This window comes from candidate division KSB1 bacterium, assembly GCA_034521575.1.
In the GTDB taxonomy this organism is placed as follows: Bacteria; Zhuqueibacterota; Zhuqueibacteria; order Residuimicrobiales; family Krinioviventaceae; genus JAXHMJ01.
Genome location: JAXHMJ010000003.1, coordinates 672,404 through 690,432 on the forward strand (window position 1 = coordinate 672,404; position 18,029 = coordinate 690,432).

Below are 18,029 nucleotides of genomic sequence, written 5' to 3' on the forward strand. Positions count from 1 at the left end.
TCCGCTTCATGCTAGACTCCGATGATATGTTAACAAACCAGGCTACTCGTTTGAATGATGGATCACCTGATTAATCGTATATTGAGGTTCTCCGCTCTTGTGCAGGAAAAGACGTCCGACATATTCGCCGATGATGCCCAGAGAAACCAGTTGAATGCCGCCGATAAAGAGAACCGCCACAATAAGCGACGACCAGCCGGCCGGCGTCTGAATACCGATGAGATGCAGGATGATATAATAGAGGCCTAAAAGAAATCCAATTCCTGAAGATAAAAACCCCAAAAACGTTGCGATCCTCAGCGGAAAAATAGAAAAATTGGTGGCCAGTTTGAGCCATAAATTCAATGATTTCCCGAGTGTGTAGTTGCCTTTGCCCGAAAAGCGTTCATGATGTACGATATCAATCTGCGTGATATTTCGGGTCACCCGGAATATCAGTCCGTCCACATAAGGATAGGGTCCGTCATATTTCAAAATTTCAGCCGCCACATCGCCTTTTAACGCTTTGAACGAGGATAGATAAATGTCTTTGGGTTTTTTCAGAATGATATTGGCGACCTTGTCATTGAACCAGCTGCCGAAATTTTTAAACCAGGAATGCTTTTTCCGCGTATATCGCCCGTAACAGACATCGTATCCTTTTTCGAGTTTATGAATCAAATCCGGAATGTGCACCGGATCATGCTGCAGATCGTCATCCATAATCACAATCGATTCCCCGGATGCGTACTGCAGTCCGGCCATCACCGCATTGTGCTGGCCGAAATTTCTGCGCAAGTTCACACCCATGATAGAGGGATTTTCCTGACATAAACCGAGAATGGTTTCCCAGCTTTTATCCGGACTGCAATCATTGACGAGTATAATTTCATAACGCCGTTTCAGGGGATTTAATACATCCTTCAATCGCTGCGCCAGAGTTTTTAGGCAGTCCATGCTTGCATAGACAGGGATCACGATCGAAATTTGTAACTCTGACATCATGTTCTCCGTGAGTTTCAGTCTTGATACCAATATAAATCCGGATTAAATATAATAATGATTTTCTGTTTTTCCTATTTTTTCATGAGGACAAGTCAGATTTTATCACTCCGGGTCTGACAGACCCCCCGTGCCTGATGATATCAATTGACAATGGGGTTTTATTTCATTAAATTGCCTGGTCTTTGTAAAACAAGTGAAAATAAACAATTCAGGCGATAAACCATGAAAAAAATACTGGTCACCGGCGGCAGTGGATTTATCGGGGCCAATTTGATATCCCGATTGTCGCAGATGGAGCAATATGAAATCACTCTGTATGATATTGCTCCGCCCCGCTTTATGGAATTACCGCAAAGAGTCCGGTTTATTCAGGGCGATTTGCGGGATAGTAATCTTTTGCGAAAAATTATTATTGATCATTCCATAGAGTTGATTTATCACCTGGCTTGGGGAACGATTCACGAAACAGCAACCCGTGATCCGCTTGAAGATGTCAATGTCAATGTGCATTCATCCCTGACCCTGTTTGACGCCTGCGTGCACTCCAAGGTCGAGCGCATCATTTATGCCTCTTCCGGCGGCACCGTGTACGGCGTGCCGCAGCAGCTGCCGATCATCGAATCGCATGCCACCAATCCGATTAACGCCTATGGTATTTCCAAGCTCACGGTGGAAAAATATCTGCAGATGTATGCGTATCTTTACTCCATTGAATATACGATTTTCCGACCCTCGGTGCCCTTTGGTCCGTTTCAAAATCCGAATCGCCGCCAGGGAGCGGTTACCGTGTTTACCTACAATGCGTTGACCGGCAAACCGATTCACATCTGGGGAGACGGAAACATTGTACGCGATTATTTCTATATTGATGATTTGATCGAGGCCTTGACGGCAGCCCTTTTTTCCGATTCATGCAGAAACAGAATCTTGAATTTGTCCGGTCCGCACGCAGTCAGCCTGAATGAGCTGATAGAAACCATCGCAAAGACATTGAACCGGACCCCGACGGTGCATTATGAAAAAGGACGCAAGATTGATGTCGAGACTTTGACTTTGGATTCATCGGCCGCGAAACACCATTTGAACTGGACAGCTAACGTGGACCTTGAAGAGGGCGTCCGGCGGACGGCAGACTGGATGAAAAATGATTTCATCCCTTTTGATTAATTTGCAGCATAAAGGATGATTGATTTTTCAATGATCTTGCGTTTTCGATTTTTTGGCTCTATAACAAATCGAGTGGGTAATAAATTTTTAAACGAGGAAGCAGTGCAAAATGCAAAAAATCATCTAGTGTTGCTTGATCTTTATTGTTGAGCAATTTTAATAATCATCTATTAGAACAGAGCGATACATGATAAACACAGCAAAGAAAACCACTTTACCTCAAAATCCTCTGCGGCACTCCGCGTCCTCCGCGGGCTCTGCATTGGATTGATGTAAGATAGCAGCTGAAAAAATGAAACGCCGAGTTCGCCGAGAACGCAGAGAAAAACAAGAGTAAACCAATTTATTTTCGAATAGTTGGGAATATTTATTGGCCTAAATTTTATTTAATTCCATTTAATTATTGAGCACTTGTGTTTTTTTCCCTCTGCGACCTTTCGCGCCTCTGCGTGCAATGTTTCGATAATCAATTCACGAAAAGATAATTAAAAATTAAATAGACAGTTTTCTCTTTGACTTTTTTGCATCTCTAAGCTTCTGCGTTTAACATTTACCCACTCAAAACGTTATAGAGCCGATTTTTTCACTCCCGGATGAAAACAATACCATTCAATTTATTAAAAAGATCATTTTTCGGTGATCCGGAACGAACCCTTTAATCCGGATGCCGCATCTTTGGCGACCCAGATGCTAAATGTACCGGGCTCTATAATGGGGGTGTTGTCCATAGCGTAAAAACTGCACTGTTCAGCGTTCAATTCAAAACTCACAGTCTGTGATTCACCGGGATTCAAAGTGACGCGCTGAAAGCCTTTCAGTTCACGCACCGGCCGGGTAATGCTGCCGTACCGGTCCTGGATATACAATTGTACGATCTCTGTGCCGGGCATGGAACCGGTATTGGTAATTTCGGCCGATATGATAATCTGTTCCGTTTTGGACATACTTGGCGATGAAAGAACAAGATTATCATACCGAAAGCTTGTATAACTCAACCCGTATCCGAATGGATAGGCCGGCGTAAAATCCACATCCAGATAGTCGCTTCTAAAATTGCGTGGATCCTGAGGCGTTCCTGTGGGAATGCCCAATTCTGATTCGAGCGGCGGTCGTCCCGTGCTGCGGTGATTGTAATAGATGGGGATCTGCCCCACGGTTCGTGGAAAAGTGGTGGTCAGCTTACCGGAGGGTGAGACATCGCCGAACAGCACATCGGCGAGCGCCGGACCGCCCAGGGTTCCGGGATGCCAGGCGTACAGCACGGCGTCGGATTTTTCGGCAATAGCGGCGAACGTAAGCGGACGCCCCGCCATAATTACCGTGATGACCGGTTTGCCGGTTTTTGCCACGGCCGCAAACAGCTCAGCCTGTGCGCCCGGCAGGTCCAGAAAGGCGCGGCTCTTGGCTTCTCCTGAAAGAATTTGCTCTTCGCCCAGGATCATGACCACCGCATCACTCTGTTCGGCGGCCGTCACCGCCACATCAAATTCGGCGTGCGAGGTATCGCGGCTGCTGCTCAGACCGGGTGCATAATGAAAACGATCATTCTCCAATCGTTCCTGAAACGCCTGTCGCGGGGTGACGACCCGGTCGACGCGTCCGTCCATAGCCCAGGTGCCCATCTGATCGCGGGGCGCATCCGCCAGGGGCCCAATCATAGCAATGGAAAGAGAATCGGAGAGCGGCAAAGTGTGGTCCCGGTTTTTCAATAGCACAAAACTTTGCTGCGCGAGTTTGCGGGTCAGCTGCAGATGCGGTTCGCTCAGAATGACATCCTGCCGGTCATTTTGCGTAAACGCACGGTCAAACAAACCCTTGCGCAGTTTGATACGCAATATATTGGCGACGCGTTCATCGACAAGCTCCTCGGAAACCACACCTTGTTCCACCAAACCTTTGAGTTCAGTCCAATAAGCATCACTGACCATTTCCATATCCACACCGGCCGTCACGGATTTATAGGCAACGCTCTGCATATCTTTGCAGAATCCGTGATCAATCATTTCCTCCATGGATTCCCAGTCGCTGACGACAAAGCCGTCAAACTCCCATTCGTCGCGCAGGATTTGGGTCAGCGTGAAATGATTGCCGCTGGCGGGAATGCCGTTGAGATCGTTGAACGCGCTCATCAGAGTGGCTATGCCTTCGTCAACAGCAGCATGAAAGGACGGCAGATAAATATTGCGCGTACTGCCGCTCCGGGATAAGCGTGGTATTGTAATCGCGTCCGCCGATGGCGGCGCCGTAACCGACGTAATGTTTGGCGCAGGCGGCCAGGGCATCCGCAGCGCTCAGATTATCGGATTGAAAACCGCGCACCATGGCGCGCGCCAGTACGCTGGTCAGATACGGATCTTCACCGCAGGTTTCAGCAATACGTCCCCAGCGCGGGTCCCGGGTGATATCGATCATGGGCGCAAACGTCCAGTGCACTCCGTTGGCCGAGGCTTCCGCAGCTGCCATGCGCGCGCCCAGTTCTATGAGATCCGGGTTCCAGGAACAGGACTGTCCCAGGGGAATGGGGAGTACGGTTTGATAACCGTGAATCACGTCGCGGCCGAAAATGAGCGGTATACCGGACGGCGATTCCTGCACCGCAATTTTTTGCAATTCCTGCTTGGTCTCCAAATTTCCGGCGTTCAGCACGGAACCCAGACGGCCGGCAGCCACTGCGTCCCGGATCGGATCGGGTATATCAGTAGCGTGCATGCTGATCTGACTCATTTGTCCGATTTTTTCTTCAAGGCTCATACCGTCCAAAAGAGTCTGAATACGTTTTTCAATGCCGGCGTTAGTATCGGATTTAGCGAATAGAATTGAAATACAACAACAATATATGATGATGAACCACTTTTGCATAGGATACTCCGGGTCGGTTGCGCTTACAGTTTATAGTTTTCTTTGGCAAGATTATAAGCCAAATCCTGGATCAGTTGACGCGCATCCTGCATATCCATGACGTGTTCCGCCACCAGTTCCGCCAGATAGCGCGCGTCGATGCGGCGGGCCACATCATGGCGTGCGGGAATGGACGGAAAGGCGCGGGTGTCGTCGATAAAGCCGACCCCGTTGTAAAAGCCCGCGGTTTCTGTCATCAAACGCCGATAACGAATCATGCCTTCGCGGCTGTCATGGAACCACCAGGCCGGACCCAGGCGCAAAATGGGATAATGGCCTGCCAGCGGCGCCAGTTCACGCGAATACGGGGTTTCATCAATGGTGAACAGGATCACCCGCAGTGAAGGATGATTGCCGAATTTGTCCAATAGGGGCTTTAAATTATGCACAAAATCCGTAGCCATGGGAATATCCGCGCCCTTGTCCGCTCCGAATTGTTCAAAAATTTGCGGATTGTGATTGCGGAATACCCCGGCGTGGATCTGCATGACCAGACCATCCTCCACACTCATACGCGCCATTTGCATCAGCATGTGTCCGGTAAACTGCTGCGCGTCGTCCGGTGTGGCCTTGCCCTGCAGCGCCTTGCTGTACAGCGTTTCCGCTTCGTTGTCACTCAATTCTACGGTATACGGGGTGGTGACGCCGTGATCGGTGCTGGTGGCGCCCATGGACTTGAAAAACTCGCGGCGCTGTTCCAGGGCCTGAATAAAGCCTTTGTAAGACGAACAGTCGATACCGCTCACCGTTTTTAGCTGTTTGATATTGTCCTGCCAGTTCTTGTAACCGAAATCCGTGACATTGTCCGGACGAAACGCCGGCACCACTCTGCCGTTCCAGTTGCTTTCCCGGATTTTTTGATGTGCTTTTAAAGTATCGATGGGTGAATCCGTTGTGCTCAGCACTTCAATATTAAAGCGCTCAAACATGGCGCGCGGCAGGTTTTCCGGTTTTGCCAGCTCGTCCTTGATGTGATCGTAAATGGCCATGGCGTTTTCCGAATTCAGCGGTTCCTGGACGTTCAGCACATCAATCAGTTCGGATTTCAGCCAGAACCCGGTGGGCGTGCCCCGGAACAGGTAAAATGATCGGCAAAGGTTTGCCATATTTTTCGGTGATCGGTTTCAGTCGCACCGCCGTCAATGCGGGGTATGCCCAGCGATTGCATGGAAATGCCCTGGGAATACAGCATACGAAATAAATAATGGTCGGGTATGATCAGCAGCTCTGTGGGATCCGGAAACGGAATGTTTTCAGCAAACAGTTGCGGGTTAACGTGTCCGTGCGGACAAAGCAGCGGTAATTCTTTTGCCATATCATACAGTTCCCGGGCAATATTGCGCTCCTGCGCATTGGATTTAAACAGCCGGTCTTGATGTAAATTCCATTCATTTGATCCTGACATATTAAACTCCATGTTTTGAATAATTCTGCTTTAATTTTGATGTTGACAAGATGCGGATATCACGGTTTTGAAACATGTTGCGGTTGGGAAAAAGCTGCGGATACCATTCTGTACAATCAGGTGATATGCTCCCGCAATAGCCCCACAACCCGGCCCTGTATACTCCATTCGCCGGTGGGGTGAATATCTGAAAACGCTGGATTCTCCGCCTTTAAATATAAATTTCCATTTGATTTTTCCAGCCGCTTTACGGTGGTTTCATTTCCCAGCAGAGCCACAATGATATCCCCGGTGCCGGCCTGGGTTTGTGAACGAACAATGACCAGATCGTTTTCCAGGATGCCTGCGTTTTTCATGCTTTCGCCCTGCACCTTGAGTAAAAAATGCTTATCCAGAGTGCGAATGAAATGTCGGGGAATGGTGATATGGCGTTCAATGTTTTCTTCGGACAACATGGGAGATCCGGCGGTTACAGACCCCACCAGGGGCAGACTTACCTGGGTTTTATCTGATTCCTGCCCGCCGGAATCCAGTATCCGGATGCTCCGGGCTTTGTTTTTTTCCCAATGCAGATAACCTTTTTTCGTCAGAGCCTGTACATGCTTGACCGCCGTGTTTCGCGATGATGCGCCCAACAGATCTGTGATTTCCTTCAGAGTCGGCGGAAATCTGTATTCGCGGATAAATTGAATGATAATATCCAGTACCTGTTTTTGTCGGGCCGTCAAAGGTTTCATCGCATGCTCCGGTCAAATCTTATGATTCCGATTTGTTCAGGTTCAGTACGGTTAACAGTCGTTTGTGAATGTCATCCGGCACCCTGGATTTTTCCAGACATTGAAACAAATGCACGGTATCCTTGACGCTTTCAAACTCTTTGCAGCAGGTCTCACATTCCTGCAAATGCTTTTTCACTTCCTGGCAGAGTTCTGAATCAATATCCTCCGCCACTTCATCGCACAACTTGTTCAGTATGTCTTCACAACAGTTCATGATATTCCTCTATTTAACAGTCATGACAGGGCATGATGCCTTTCGAATTACTTTATTTGCAACACTTCCAATGAAAATTTGTTCCAACGCGTTCAAACCATGGGTTCCCATTACGATCAGATCAGAATTATGTTCGGGGACAAAATTTGTAATTGCTTTTGCGATATGTCCATCCGCAATCGTGATTTCTGTTTTAATATCACTGGCATAGTCCTGGACCATTCTCTGAATGCTTGATTCTGCGCGTTCGTGCAAATTGGGTAGAAACTCCAGCAGCGAATGGGTTTCCGATGTATAGTACGCGGGATGGATATGGTCCTCGATGACATGCAGCAGATCAAGCCGTCCGTTTTCAGCCAGCAGCAATTTTGCGGCGCGCAGGGCGCGTTTGCTCTGTTCCGAAAAATCAACCGGCACCAGGATGCGTTCATAAGGCTTGATGGGTTGCGGTTCCTGTTCGTCGATATGTGTGCACAGAACCGGGCATGCTGCATGGTGAACGATTTTTTCAGTGACCGACCCCATCAAAAAATGAGCAAATGATTTGCGTCCGTGTGTGCCCATGGCGATCAGATCAACGGCATGCTCTTCTGCATAGGTCAAAATCTCTTCATAGGGAGAAAAGCCGCGTTGAATCACCCGTTCTGTCTGCAGTCCTTGCTGCACATAGGTTGCGATGGTCTGTTGAAATTTTTCATCCGCGCGTGTTTCCAGCTGTTTGTAAAAGTTTTCGATATCCGGAAAAAAATCCTGCGGTGCATTCGGATCGTTGTCATACACGGTTACAATATGCAGAAAAGTGATTTTCGCGCCAAACCGGGAGGCGACAGCCATAGCGTGCAGCGCGGCTTGTTCTGCATGTTGCGAAAAGTCACTGGGAACCAGAATATGTTTGATTGTATCCATATTGCTATCCTCGATTCATTCCTAAAACGGCAGCGCCACTTTAAATCGGGTTCCGACAAACATATACAAAGTACTGAATGAATGTCCCGTTAAATTCGTTCCCATACCCAACTGTACATGCTGCCAAAAGATACTGCTGAGACCGAAGCCGACATGCACTGCATTCTTATCGTTTGTCTGTCTGTTGCCGATGATAAACGAACCGTCAAATTCTATAAATTCTTTACTCGCAAACGGCTGATAGCTGACACCCAGGGCAATGGAATTCAGCAGTTGGGTTTTATGTTTGCCGCCAAATGGAAGCTTTGCCAGTACAAAAGACGTACTGCCGTGAACATTTTCATACCATTTTGCTTGTATAACACAAGTGATTATTCTTTTATTTCGGCCGCCCGGATTCGATATCGTGATCTCGATGCGGTCGCCCGGTCGCAGGCGCTTGTTTGAGCGCCATCGCCATTGTTGCGTGCCGGAAGCCGGTTTGAGCGTCATATTCCCGTTTGTAACCGATTTTGCCCGGATGGTATGCAATGAATCCAAAAGTACGCCATGGATCAGCAGCTTTTGCACACCCAGGTTTTTGCGAATATCCCCGGTATTGATAATCAGTCGGGGAACATCGCTGGAATTGATTGTAATTTTGGGCTCGAGGGAATGAATGCCCGTTGAATTTACGTGCAGTTTGATATACTGTTCAAACGGCTGCCACGGTTTGACCGTGAGATGATAGTCGGGAAACCGGAACGATACTCCATTTTTCCGCAGTTCCAGAGGATAAGCGCCGGGTTCGACGTGCTCTCCGGCCCGAACCTGCAGCCTTACGAGATCTCCCCGATTTTCTGTAATATCAAAAACGATATCCGGTTCTTCGATCAGCACGATAGCATCTGACAGGTGTTTTCCTTTGATCACCATCGTCAGGGTATCATTAGGATGCAGGGTGCGGTTGGGGGATGTATAGGTAATTTTCGGCGTCGCTTGACTCTTTATGGTGCCGCGCCATTGGGGAGCGGCATCTGCCGGCTGCACGGTGAATACATGCTGATCCCATAACAGCGCTGTCTGATCGCTGGATATCTGAATGACTGCTTCGCAGGTGCTGTCATTGACCACTCGCAACACCGGAAACCGGTCGCCTTCTATATTGATATCATAGGCTGTTCCGGGATTGAGTGTGCGCCCCGCGCGTGTGTCCACATGTACAAGCACATGAATGCGTTTGCCGGGGAATATGGTTTCAACGTTCAACGGTGAGATGCGGGCATGCGAAAGAGGCGGCGTGCGCACGGTAAAGTAAGAGGTGGTATCCGCCTGACCATCCGGATTGATCAACACCAGCTGAAAACTTTTGCTCTGCTCCATGACAGGCAGGTGAAGCGAGAGATTCACTGACTGCGGGGTGCTGGTTTCAACCTGAACCATTCCCTGCCTGGGCAGCAATCGGGCCTGAATGCCCGGCCGAAAACGGGTTCCGTGCAGCGTGATGTTGCGCACGGTTCCATCTGCTGTAAACCCCTCGATTTTGGAGATGATATGAGGGCGGCGAGCCGCTTTGATGAACAGGCTGCCGAATCCTTCCATCGCGTATTCGTTTTTGACGCGGAATCGTTTCTTGCCGATTTGAACATCCTGATTATCGATTTCCAGTCCGATCTGCATCAAATCAGGCGCCTGGACCCGGCGCCAGCCGGCATCCTGCTTGACGCGCACAGCCGGATCATCGAATGCAATCTGTGTGTGTTTAAATAATCCGGTGCCATACAGGTGCATGACAGCAAGCGTGGTTCGTCCGCCTGACAGGGTGAGGGTATCACCGGCTGTGGGCCCGGAACTCCGTACCTGTAGCGAGTCAATGACCGGCGGCCGGTCATAAAACACATTCAGCGTTGCGATGCTTTGTTCTTGTCCACTGCTGTCGATTAATGCAATTTGATGGGCATCGAAATCTGTAAATCCGGAATCAATGCGGAATATTATGAGCAGTTCGTGATCCGATACCGGTTTTAGGGCTTTGATATCGAGTCCGCGCACTTTACGGACAAACAATGCTGTATCCAGAGCCGGAGTATTCAGCCGGATCGAGTATAAACTGCGTTTGATTGTTTTGGACCTGTAATCGCTGATTCTAACCGGTTCAAGTTCGACAGCAAAAAGTGAATTACAAATCAGGAGCAAAATGATACAAAAACAGGTTCTTTTCATATTTCTTGTCGTATCCGTGTTTTAAGAGTATTTGGAAATCGTTAAACCAATGAAGTTACAAGCTATAGTTTAACAAATTTTTGTTAAAAATAAAAACCATTTTTCACTCATAGGGTGATTGTCCGGTACAGGTCAAAAAGAAAGCGGTTGCGAATGGCGGGATTTTTCTGTAATATTCAAGTAAAAGCCGGTGTATGATGTTTACCATTATTTTACGGCAATTGAGGTGTGATTGTATGAATGATGTGATCCTTTGGTTATTGAGGTGCATCGAGAGATGCAGGATGAGCCGGCTGCGGTTCTTTTTAATCGGCCTGGGATTCGCGGTGATGCTGCCGCTTTCAGGCGCGGCTGAAGAAACGTTGACCGGATTGAATTTTATAGGATATCCCTCGGTTACTTATAAGGACGGTGAAGGATTTTCAGGCGGACTTTCCGTTATGTTGTTTCAATACGGCGACGGACAAATATCTCCCTACAACTGGAATGCAATCATCGAAGCTGAGGCCTCGACTGTGGGGCGCAAAAAATTGAGTCTGTTCTGGGATCAAATGCATGCGCTGGGCAACCGAACGCGTCTGACCGCGTATGCATCATTTAATCGTTATCTTGCTGATGATTATGTGGGGCTGGGTAATCAGAATCAGTACAATCAAAATCTGATCGATCCGGATGCGCCCGCTTTTGTTGATGAACAGTTTTATACCTACAAACGCGACTGGACTTATTTGACAGCCGATATTCAATGGCCGGCTCCGGTGCGGAATACGCGTGTATTGGCAGGCGCCGGATTGCAGTATATCAGAGTGCCGCAACCGGATAGAGCGTCTAAACTATACCGGGATGCACCCCGAGGAATCGACGGCGGCTTTGGCAATTATTTGCGCCTCGGCCTGGTCTATGATACACGCGATGCTGAAGCCACACCGTCCGCCGGGGTGTGGACGGAATGTCTGCTCGCGGCGTCGCATCCGTTGTGGGGGAGTGATTATAATTACGGACGTTTCACACTCACAGACCGACGTTATTGGCAGTTGTTTCCCGGACTGGTGTATGCACAGCGGGTTTTGCTTGAAACGATGCCTGGAAATCCACCGTTTTACGCGATGAATGTACTGGCAGGATCTTACGAACTGCATCAGGGGCTGGGTGGGGCCACCAGTTTGCGAGGGGTTCCCCGATTTTTATTTGTAGGCCCTCATAAATTTTTGATGAATGTTGAGCTGCGCGCCGAATTGTTCAGCCTGATGTTGCTGCGTCAGCCTTTTACTTTTTACGTCCAGCCGTTCCTGGACAGCGGCCGGGTGTGGATGAAATATAACGGGGATTTTGAATTGCATACAGCTTATGGATGTTCCTTTAACGTTCGCTGGAAAAAGGATGCCGTTTATTCACTCAGCCTGGGACGCTCGGCTTATGAAGAACTGGCAATATACATGTCCGTTGGAAACCTGTTCTAAACCGTCATGACTTCCAGGCGCGAGTCATTGTGTTTGGCGTCCGAGCGTTTCAACAGCCAGGCGAACAGCATACCCGCGAAACCGAGCACAGAGAAAATCCACATACCGGCCGTATACCCGCCTGAAATGTCATTGGCGAATCCGATCATGAGATTGAATCCGAACAATCCGATATTCTGAATCATGGTCATTAATCCGTAGGCCGTTCCCAGTTTGCCTTCGCGTACCACCAGGGCCACGGAAGGCCACATCGCGGCGGGAATCAGACAGAATGAAATGCCCATGATCACCATCGGCACAAGCGGATGGATGGGTGTATACACCAGCATCAGATAAACCGGAACCAGCAAGACCGAACCCCACATCATCAGAGATGCGCGCTTGCCAATTCGATCGATCATATAACCGAAAATGGGAGTTCCGATCATGGACGCAAAGGTGATAATACTGGAGGTAAAGCCCGCCATTTCCCGGGTCAGGCCGTGATAATCCTGGAAAAATTTGACAGCAAATGTCTGAAACGGGAATATGGCTGAATAAAAGGTGACGCAGAGCAGGCTGATATACCAGAATGCCGGATTTAATTCCAGGATATCCTTAAACGTATTTTATCTACTTCTTCAGGGTCTCCGAGCCATACTGTTTTTCCGCCTTGATTTCCAGAGAATAATAGACAATCACCGCGATTACCGAAATGACAGCCGCACCGGTTGACAGAAACAGCGGATGCTGCCAGTGGTCGTACAAGGATCGGGCAAAGTAAAGGGGAATTCAGCGCAGAGAATGTACCCAGCCGGGACAGGGTTAAGATTAAGCCCAAAGGCCAAAGACGACTCTTTGCCTTTGAACCATTTGGCAATGACTGTGGTAATGCCGACGATCAAAGATTCGGCGCCCAGGCCGAATACAAGGCGTCCGGCAGCCATGAGAGGCAGGCTGCCTTTCAGTGTGGTAATGGCCGCGCCAACGAGACAGAGAACAGAAAAAATAAGCGAGGCTTTGCGCGCGCCGATTCGGTCGATGATATATCCGCCCACCAACACCATGATGATGTTGGGGAAACTGTATATTGCGTTCAGTAAACCGATGTTGGCATCGGAAAAGTTTAATTGGGTTTTCAGTACATCGGCCAGCGGGCTGATGCTGTCGAACACATAATAATTGCCAAACATGGCCATACTGATGAAAAAGAGAACAGACCATCGGTATAGAGGAGCCGGCTGTTTGCCTGGATATTCTGTAGTGTTTGTCACAAGTCTCCTAAATCGTGGCGAATGATGAGATAATGGTTTCTAATAAAAGAATAGCAGCCATGCACAGCTGATCAGCAGGATGACACGCTGTACAACCCCGCTGAACCGGGTGAAAATACCATGAGAAAGAAACGCGATGCTGAGTACAACTAAAAAAGAGAAATGAACAAGCTTTTGAGTAATATCCGGAACAGATACAAAGTGAACAAGGATACCAATGAGAAACGAAATACCGGCCAGCAGAATGAACAGATTGTGCAGCGTATCGCGCCGGTCGGGAAAATAATGCCCGCTGGATACCGGATTCGGGCGAAAGAATGAACTCATAAAAATCGAAAATGCGAAAAAGGCGATCGGCAATTGTTCCATCCAGTCGATTGTTCCGTTTAAAAATTTCCATGTCATGCCTGTCAGAAATATCACTGAAAACAGCGTGTTGCCCAGCATCAGTATCCAGTAATTTTTATAGGTTCGCGCAGAAAGACGACCGACCGGATAGCGTTTCCAGTCATAGGAATCTGGAGTTTGGATATGTGCTAATCCAATGAATATCAAATAGATGACAACAGCGATGATTGAATAGGACATGTTTAATCCAAGTCAGAAATAGACCGGTTCAATCGGCCTTTACAATTGAATTTAAGACTTTTTTGCTTTACCTTAAGAATGCGTTTCGCATTTGTGACCGCTTGTTTCTATTTAATAATAACGTTTTTTTTTAGAAAAGCAAGACTAAATATCATATTTTTTAAAAATATGATTATCGGAGGCATATTGATGAATAAAACTGTCTGTCTTTTGTTTTTTCCGCTTGTGTTATTTGCCCAGAGTGTAGATCCGGATTTTTCAACCTATGCAGACTCGGAGCGTGACCTGCTTCCGGGGTCACCGGAACTGTTGTATGATGGTTCTGATCTGGCCGACTATTCAATCCATGCAGGACCTGCGGATTCAATCACGAATTACTGACCAACTGACGGGATGTGGTTTTTTCCCTGGCTCATGCCGCTTTTATTCACACGGCAACTGAAAATCCGGACTCGGTGAGCCTTGTGTCTCCGTCGAATGAGGTTCCGGTTCAGGAAAACGATATTTTGTTTTATATTATATATCTGCGTCGGGTTGATGGACACGGTGGACGCGGCAAAGCCTTGCTGCAAACCATAAAATCCGCGGATTCGAGCGTACAGCATGAAATGCAGCTAACTGCAACGGATGACTGGCAGCGTTGTCATTTTTATATCCGCGCCCAGGAACATTTTCCAGCCGGAGCGCTTTATCAGCATCTGTCGCTGGCTTTTTCGCCGCAGCAGCTGCGGATCGGCGGCTGGATCGGATTTAATCTAGGAGCATCCATACAGGAAGAAGAGCTGCCGCCCCCGACTGTTTTCACTTACGAGACGGAAATGGACTGGAAACAGGATGCTCTGGCCAGAATTAATCAGCAGCGCAAAGAGGTCACCGTTATTGTACACAACAAGAACGGATTGCCGATTTCCAAAGCCGGTGTCAATATGAAAATGGCGCGGCATCTGTTTGATTTTGGCGTTTTTATTGACGATGTGGTTCTGGATGATAATGAGGATGCCACTTTGTATGCTGCAGCGCTGGATTCACTGTTCAACTGCGCAACAACACCGTTTCACTGGGGCGGAAATACGGATGATTGGGGATGGACCAGTTCCGAGGAAGCGCGGCAGACCTATCGAGCCATGGCCCGATGGCTCGATACAAATAACATTCCGTCCAAAGGCCATGCTTTGCTCACCCCCGGTTGGGAGCAGATGCCGTCGTTTATTGAAACCCTCAAATACAGCCCGTTTGACCTGCGGGATGAATTGATGTCACATCTTTACGAGGTGGTTCATCAGGGCAGTGGGTTTGCAGTGCGTCAATGGGATGTTGTTAACGAACCCTATCGGTATCATGATGTAATGGATGTGCTTGGTGATGATGTCATTGCCGAATGGTTTGCTTATGTGCACCGTCAGGCACCGGATGCAAAATTATGTCTCAATGAGAGCGGCGTTCTGACCTTTGACGGCAATGAATATATAAAGGATAATCTTCTGCGCCTGGTGGATGTTTTGGAAGAACAGCAAGCGCCTGTCGATGCAATCGCTTTGCAGTGTCAATTCGGTCAGGTCCTTACGCCTATCCCCCGTGTTCTGTCCATTTTAGATGCATTGCAAACCACCGGTCTGCCGATACAAATTGTCAATGTTTCCATTGATATCGATGATCAAAAAATGCAACAAAACTATTTGCGGGATTTTATGATTGCTGTATTCAGTCATCCGGCCGTGCAGCGTTTTGAATTGTCCGGATTCTGGCAACCGGAAATGCAATCGCCAAACTCGGCGCTTTTTAAAGAGGATTGGACAAACACCGGTCTTTTTAATCAATATACAACGCTTGTCAAACAGGACTGGTCCACACGCGCCGCCGGAGTCACGGATGATCAGGGAGCATTCATTACAGCGGCGTTTCAAGGCATTTATGATATTACAGTCGATGTGAGTGAGGTGGTCTATACACTGAGTAATGTATATGTCACTGAAAACCAGGACAGTATCATCATTCAGCTGCCTGTGGAGCGCACCGGAATCGCGCAAGAATGCAAAACTCCCAAAGAGTTCAGACTGTATCCGGCTTTTCCCAATCCTTTTAATGCATCGACCGAGATACACTATAAGCTGCCTCAGCCATCCGATGTTCATATTGTGATCTATAATACCCGGGGGCAGGCAGTCAAAACTCTGCTTCAGGAAGAGCAGGCCGCAGGTGAACACCGGATTGTATGGAACGGATTGAACGAACAGGGCAGGGTGCCTGCCAGTGGTGTCTATCTTGTGAGGATGAACACCTCGACGCAAAACAGGACTGTTTCACGGACTTTGAAGCTCATGTATATACAATAATAATTTCAGGCAGAGGATGAAACCATCGAGCCGGGCCATACGCCGTGAAACGCCTCTGATCATGGTGAAATCTCCTCAGAGGAGGGTCTCTTTGCTCAAGCGCATGATCGAATGAGATAAATTGCCGCGACTCTATTTTCCAGGATGTTCTGCGGGAAAAATGGTGTTACTCTATAGAAATGAGATGCGTAAGAATCTGTGTTTTCAAGAGGAGGATATATGTTTATTGCCAAAGTACATGTCCATATCAAACAGGGTCAGATAGAGGCTTTTAAAACCGCCACAGTACACAATGCACATCATAGCTTACACGAACCCGGCATTGCCCGTTTTGATGTGCTGCAGCAGCAGGACGATCCCACACATTTTGTTTTGCTGGAAGTCTATTACACGGAAAATGACAGCGCCAAACACAAAGAGACCGAGCATTATCAAACCTGGCGCGAAACGGTGAAGGATATGATGCAGGAACCCCGCTATGCGGTAAAGTACAACAATGTGTTTCCGGCTGATGAGGGATGGGAAAGCAGCGGCGGGGATCAGACCAAAAATATTCATGTTTGATGAAAGAGGATGGCTATGGATTTTGGATTCGCAACGGCAGGACGAATTATATTCGGACTGTATTCATATACTAAAATAGCGGATTATGTATCGGAATTCGGGGATTCGGTGTTTATGGTCAGTGGCGGCAGCTATTCCAGGGTTGAACCGCTTGTGACCGAATTGCAGAAACGCAGCATAAAGGTCACGCGCACCGGCGTGCAGGGAGAACCCACTGTTGAGCTGATTGAAGATATTTTAACTCAGTTGCGAGATTTAAAACCTGATGTGGTACTCGGGGCCGGCGGGGGGAGTGTCATCGACACCGGTAAAGCGCTGGCTGCTCTGGCCACGCATCCGGGACGTGTTTTAGATTATCTCGAAGTCATAGGCGGCGGAAAGAAACTGCAACACGCTCCTTTGCCTTATATCGCAATACCAACCACGGCCGGTACAGGTTCGGAAGTGACAAAAAATGCCGTTCTCAAAAGTCAGAAACATAAAGTCAAGGTGAGTCTGCGTCACAATTGGATGATCCCCGATATCGCTCTGGTGGACCCGGTTCTCACCCTCACTGTGCCTAAAAACGTGACCGCCAGCACAGGTATGGATGCTTTGACTCAGCTGATCGAACCGTATGTTTCTCACAAAGCCAATCCGCTGACGGATGGAATTTGCAAAGAAGGATTGCTCCGTGCTGCCGGATCGTTGCGCAACGTTTACCTGAATGGAGATGACCTGCAGGCGCGCGAGGACATGTGCGTCGCCAGTTTATTCGGCGGACTTGCGCTTGCCAATTCCAAGCTGGGCGCAGTGCACGGATTTGCCGGGCCCGTGGGCGGGTATCTGGATGCGCCGCATGGAATGATTTGTGCGCGACTTTTGCCCCTGGTGACGCGCATGAATATTGAAGCGGTTAAAAATGATCCCTCCCTCAAAGAGGTTATGCTTCGATATGATGACATTGCCGAAATTCTCACCGGTGATTCGCATGCGCGGGCAGCGGATGTCCCCGATTGGCTCCACGACCTTACCAATGACCTGCAGATTGGCGGGCTTGCTGAATTCGGTCTGCAAAAAAACGATATTCCCAAACTGGTCAAGCAATCGCAAAAATCCAGCAGCATGCAGGGAAATCCCGTCAAATTAAATGAAACACAGCTCACTGAAATTTTGACGCAGGCGATAGAGTCATGACTGCGTTTGTAATATTTCCCTTAGGTCCTGAACCGGAAGCCCAATGATCGGAAAGCGGCGGGAGATGCGTTCGAATAGTCATTTAACCAAAACCTAAACA

General features: G+C 48.3%; 16 protein-coding genes and 1 pseudogene. 6 read left to right on the forward strand and 11 right to left on the reverse strand.

Annotation, left to right across the window (positions count from 1 at the left end; translation table 11 throughout):
• Positions 1 to 42: 42 nt before the first annotated feature.
• Entirely contained in the window at positions 43 to 984 is a 942-nt protein-coding gene (locus tag U5R06_11530; protein ID MDZ7723407.1) for a glycosyltransferase family 2 protein, read from the reverse strand.
• A 222-nt stretch (positions 985 to 1,206) separates the two neighbouring features.
• On the opposite strand from U5R06_11530, the gene U5R06_11535 reads away from it, so the two are divergent.
• The gene (locus U5R06_11535) at positions 1,207 to 2,151 is read left to right on the forward strand and encodes an NAD-dependent epimerase/dehydratase family protein (protein MDZ7723408.1); all 945 of its coding nucleotides are present in this window, start codon (positions 1,207 to 1,209) and stop codon (positions 2,149 to 2,151) included.
• A 626-nt stretch (positions 2,152 to 2,777) separates the two neighbouring features.
• Here U5R06_11535 and U5R06_11540 read toward each other — a convergent pair.
• From U5R06_11540 to U5R06_11570, 7 genes and pseudogenes are all read right to left on the reverse strand, one after another.
• Positions 2,778 to 4,280, reverse strand: a complete 1,503-nt coding sequence (locus U5R06_11540; GenBank protein ID MDZ7723409.1) for a glycoside hydrolase family 3 C-terminal domain-containing protein — start codon at positions 4,278 to 4,280, stop codon at positions 2,778 to 2,780.
• Between the two features lie 19 nt (positions 4,281 to 4,299).
• Positions 4,300 to 5,010, reverse strand: coding sequence for a glycoside hydrolase family 3 N-terminal domain-containing protein (locus tag U5R06_11545; protein ID MDZ7723410.1), 711 nt, complete (start codon positions 5,008 to 5,010; stop codon positions 4,300 to 4,302).
• 23 nt (positions 5,011 to 5,033) lie between these two features.
• A pseudogene (uxaC, locus tag U5R06_11550) lies at positions 5,034 to 6,454 on the reverse strand (glucuronate isomerase).
• Positions 6,455 to 6,570: 116 nt separating this feature from the next.
• The gene (gene lexA / locus U5R06_11555) at positions 6,571 to 7,191 is read right to left on the reverse strand and encodes a transcriptional repressor LexA (GenBank protein MDZ7723411.1); all 621 of its coding nucleotides are present in this window, start codon (positions 7,189 to 7,191) and stop codon (positions 6,571 to 6,573) included.
• 19 nt (positions 7,192 to 7,210) lie between these two features.
• Positions 7,211 to 7,447, reverse strand: coding sequence for a hypothetical protein (locus U5R06_11560; GenBank protein MDZ7723412.1), 237 nt, complete (start codon positions 7,445 to 7,447; stop codon positions 7,211 to 7,213).
• 9 nt (positions 7,448 to 7,456) lie between these two features.
• Positions 7,457 to 8,353, reverse strand: a complete 897-nt coding sequence (locus tag U5R06_11565) for a universal stress protein (GenBank protein ID MDZ7723413.1) — start codon at positions 8,351 to 8,353, stop codon at positions 7,457 to 7,459.
• Between the two features lie 21 nt (positions 8,354 to 8,374).
• Complete coding sequence (locus U5R06_11570; protein MDZ7723414.1) at positions 8,375 to 10,555, reverse strand: hypothetical protein; 2,181 nt, start codon at positions 10,553 to 10,555, stop codon at positions 8,375 to 8,377.
• 236 nt (positions 10,556 to 10,791) lie between these two features.
• Between U5R06_11570 and U5R06_11575 the strand changes: the two genes are divergently transcribed.
• A complete protein-coding gene (locus tag U5R06_11575; GenBank protein MDZ7723415.1) occupies positions 10,792 to 12,015 on the forward strand; it encodes a BamA/TamA family outer membrane protein in 1,224 nt (407 codons plus the stop codon).
• On the opposite strand, the gene U5R06_11580 is transcribed toward U5R06_11575, so the two are convergent.
• The 3 genes from U5R06_11580 to U5R06_11590 form a co-directional block, all read right to left on the reverse strand.
• Positions 12,012 to 12,608, reverse strand: coding sequence for an MFS transporter (locus tag U5R06_11580; protein MDZ7723416.1), 597 nt, complete (start codon positions 12,606 to 12,608; stop codon positions 12,012 to 12,014). The two genes, U5R06_11575 and U5R06_11580, sit on opposite strands and share 4 nt — an antisense overlap.
• A gap of 93 nt (positions 12,609 to 12,701) precedes the next feature.
• Positions 12,702 to 13,268 carry an MFS transporter gene (locus U5R06_11585; GenBank protein MDZ7723417.1) on the reverse strand — a complete coding sequence of 189 codons (567 nt, stop codon included), beginning with the start codon at positions 13,266 to 13,268 and terminating at the stop codon, positions 12,702 to 12,704.
• Positions 13,269 to 13,307: 39 nt separating this feature from the next.
• On the reverse strand, positions 13,308 to 13,856 hold the full coding sequence (locus U5R06_11590; protein MDZ7723418.1) for a DUF998 domain-containing protein: 549 nt from the start codon (positions 13,854 to 13,856) through the stop codon (positions 13,308 to 13,310).
• A gap of 189 nt (positions 13,857 to 14,045) precedes the next feature.
• Here U5R06_11590 and U5R06_11595 point away from each other — a divergent pair, with 189 nt between their 5' ends.
• The 4 genes from U5R06_11595 (at position 14,046) to U5R06_11610 (ending at position 17,929) form a co-directional block, all read left to right on the forward strand.
• On the forward strand, positions 14,046 to 14,237 hold the full coding sequence (locus U5R06_11595; GenBank protein ID MDZ7723419.1) for a hypothetical protein: 192 nt from the start codon (positions 14,046 to 14,048) through the stop codon (positions 14,235 to 14,237).
• A 14-nt stretch (positions 14,238 to 14,251) separates the two neighbouring features.
• Positions 14,252 to 16,189, forward strand: a complete 1,938-nt coding sequence (locus tag U5R06_11600) for an endo-1,4-beta-xylanase (GenBank protein MDZ7723420.1) — start codon at positions 14,252 to 14,254, stop codon at positions 16,187 to 16,189.
• 219 nt (positions 16,190 to 16,408) lie between these two features.
• On the forward strand, positions 16,409 to 16,753 hold the full coding sequence (locus U5R06_11605) for an antibiotic biosynthesis monooxygenase (protein MDZ7723421.1): 345 nt from the start codon (positions 16,409 to 16,411) through the stop codon (positions 16,751 to 16,753).
• 15 nt (positions 16,754 to 16,768) lie between these two features.
• Positions 16,769 to 17,929, forward strand: coding sequence for an iron-containing alcohol dehydrogenase (locus U5R06_11610; GenBank protein MDZ7723422.1), 1,161 nt, complete (start codon positions 16,769 to 16,771; stop codon positions 17,927 to 17,929).
• Positions 17,930 to 18,029 lie beyond the last annotated feature (100 nt).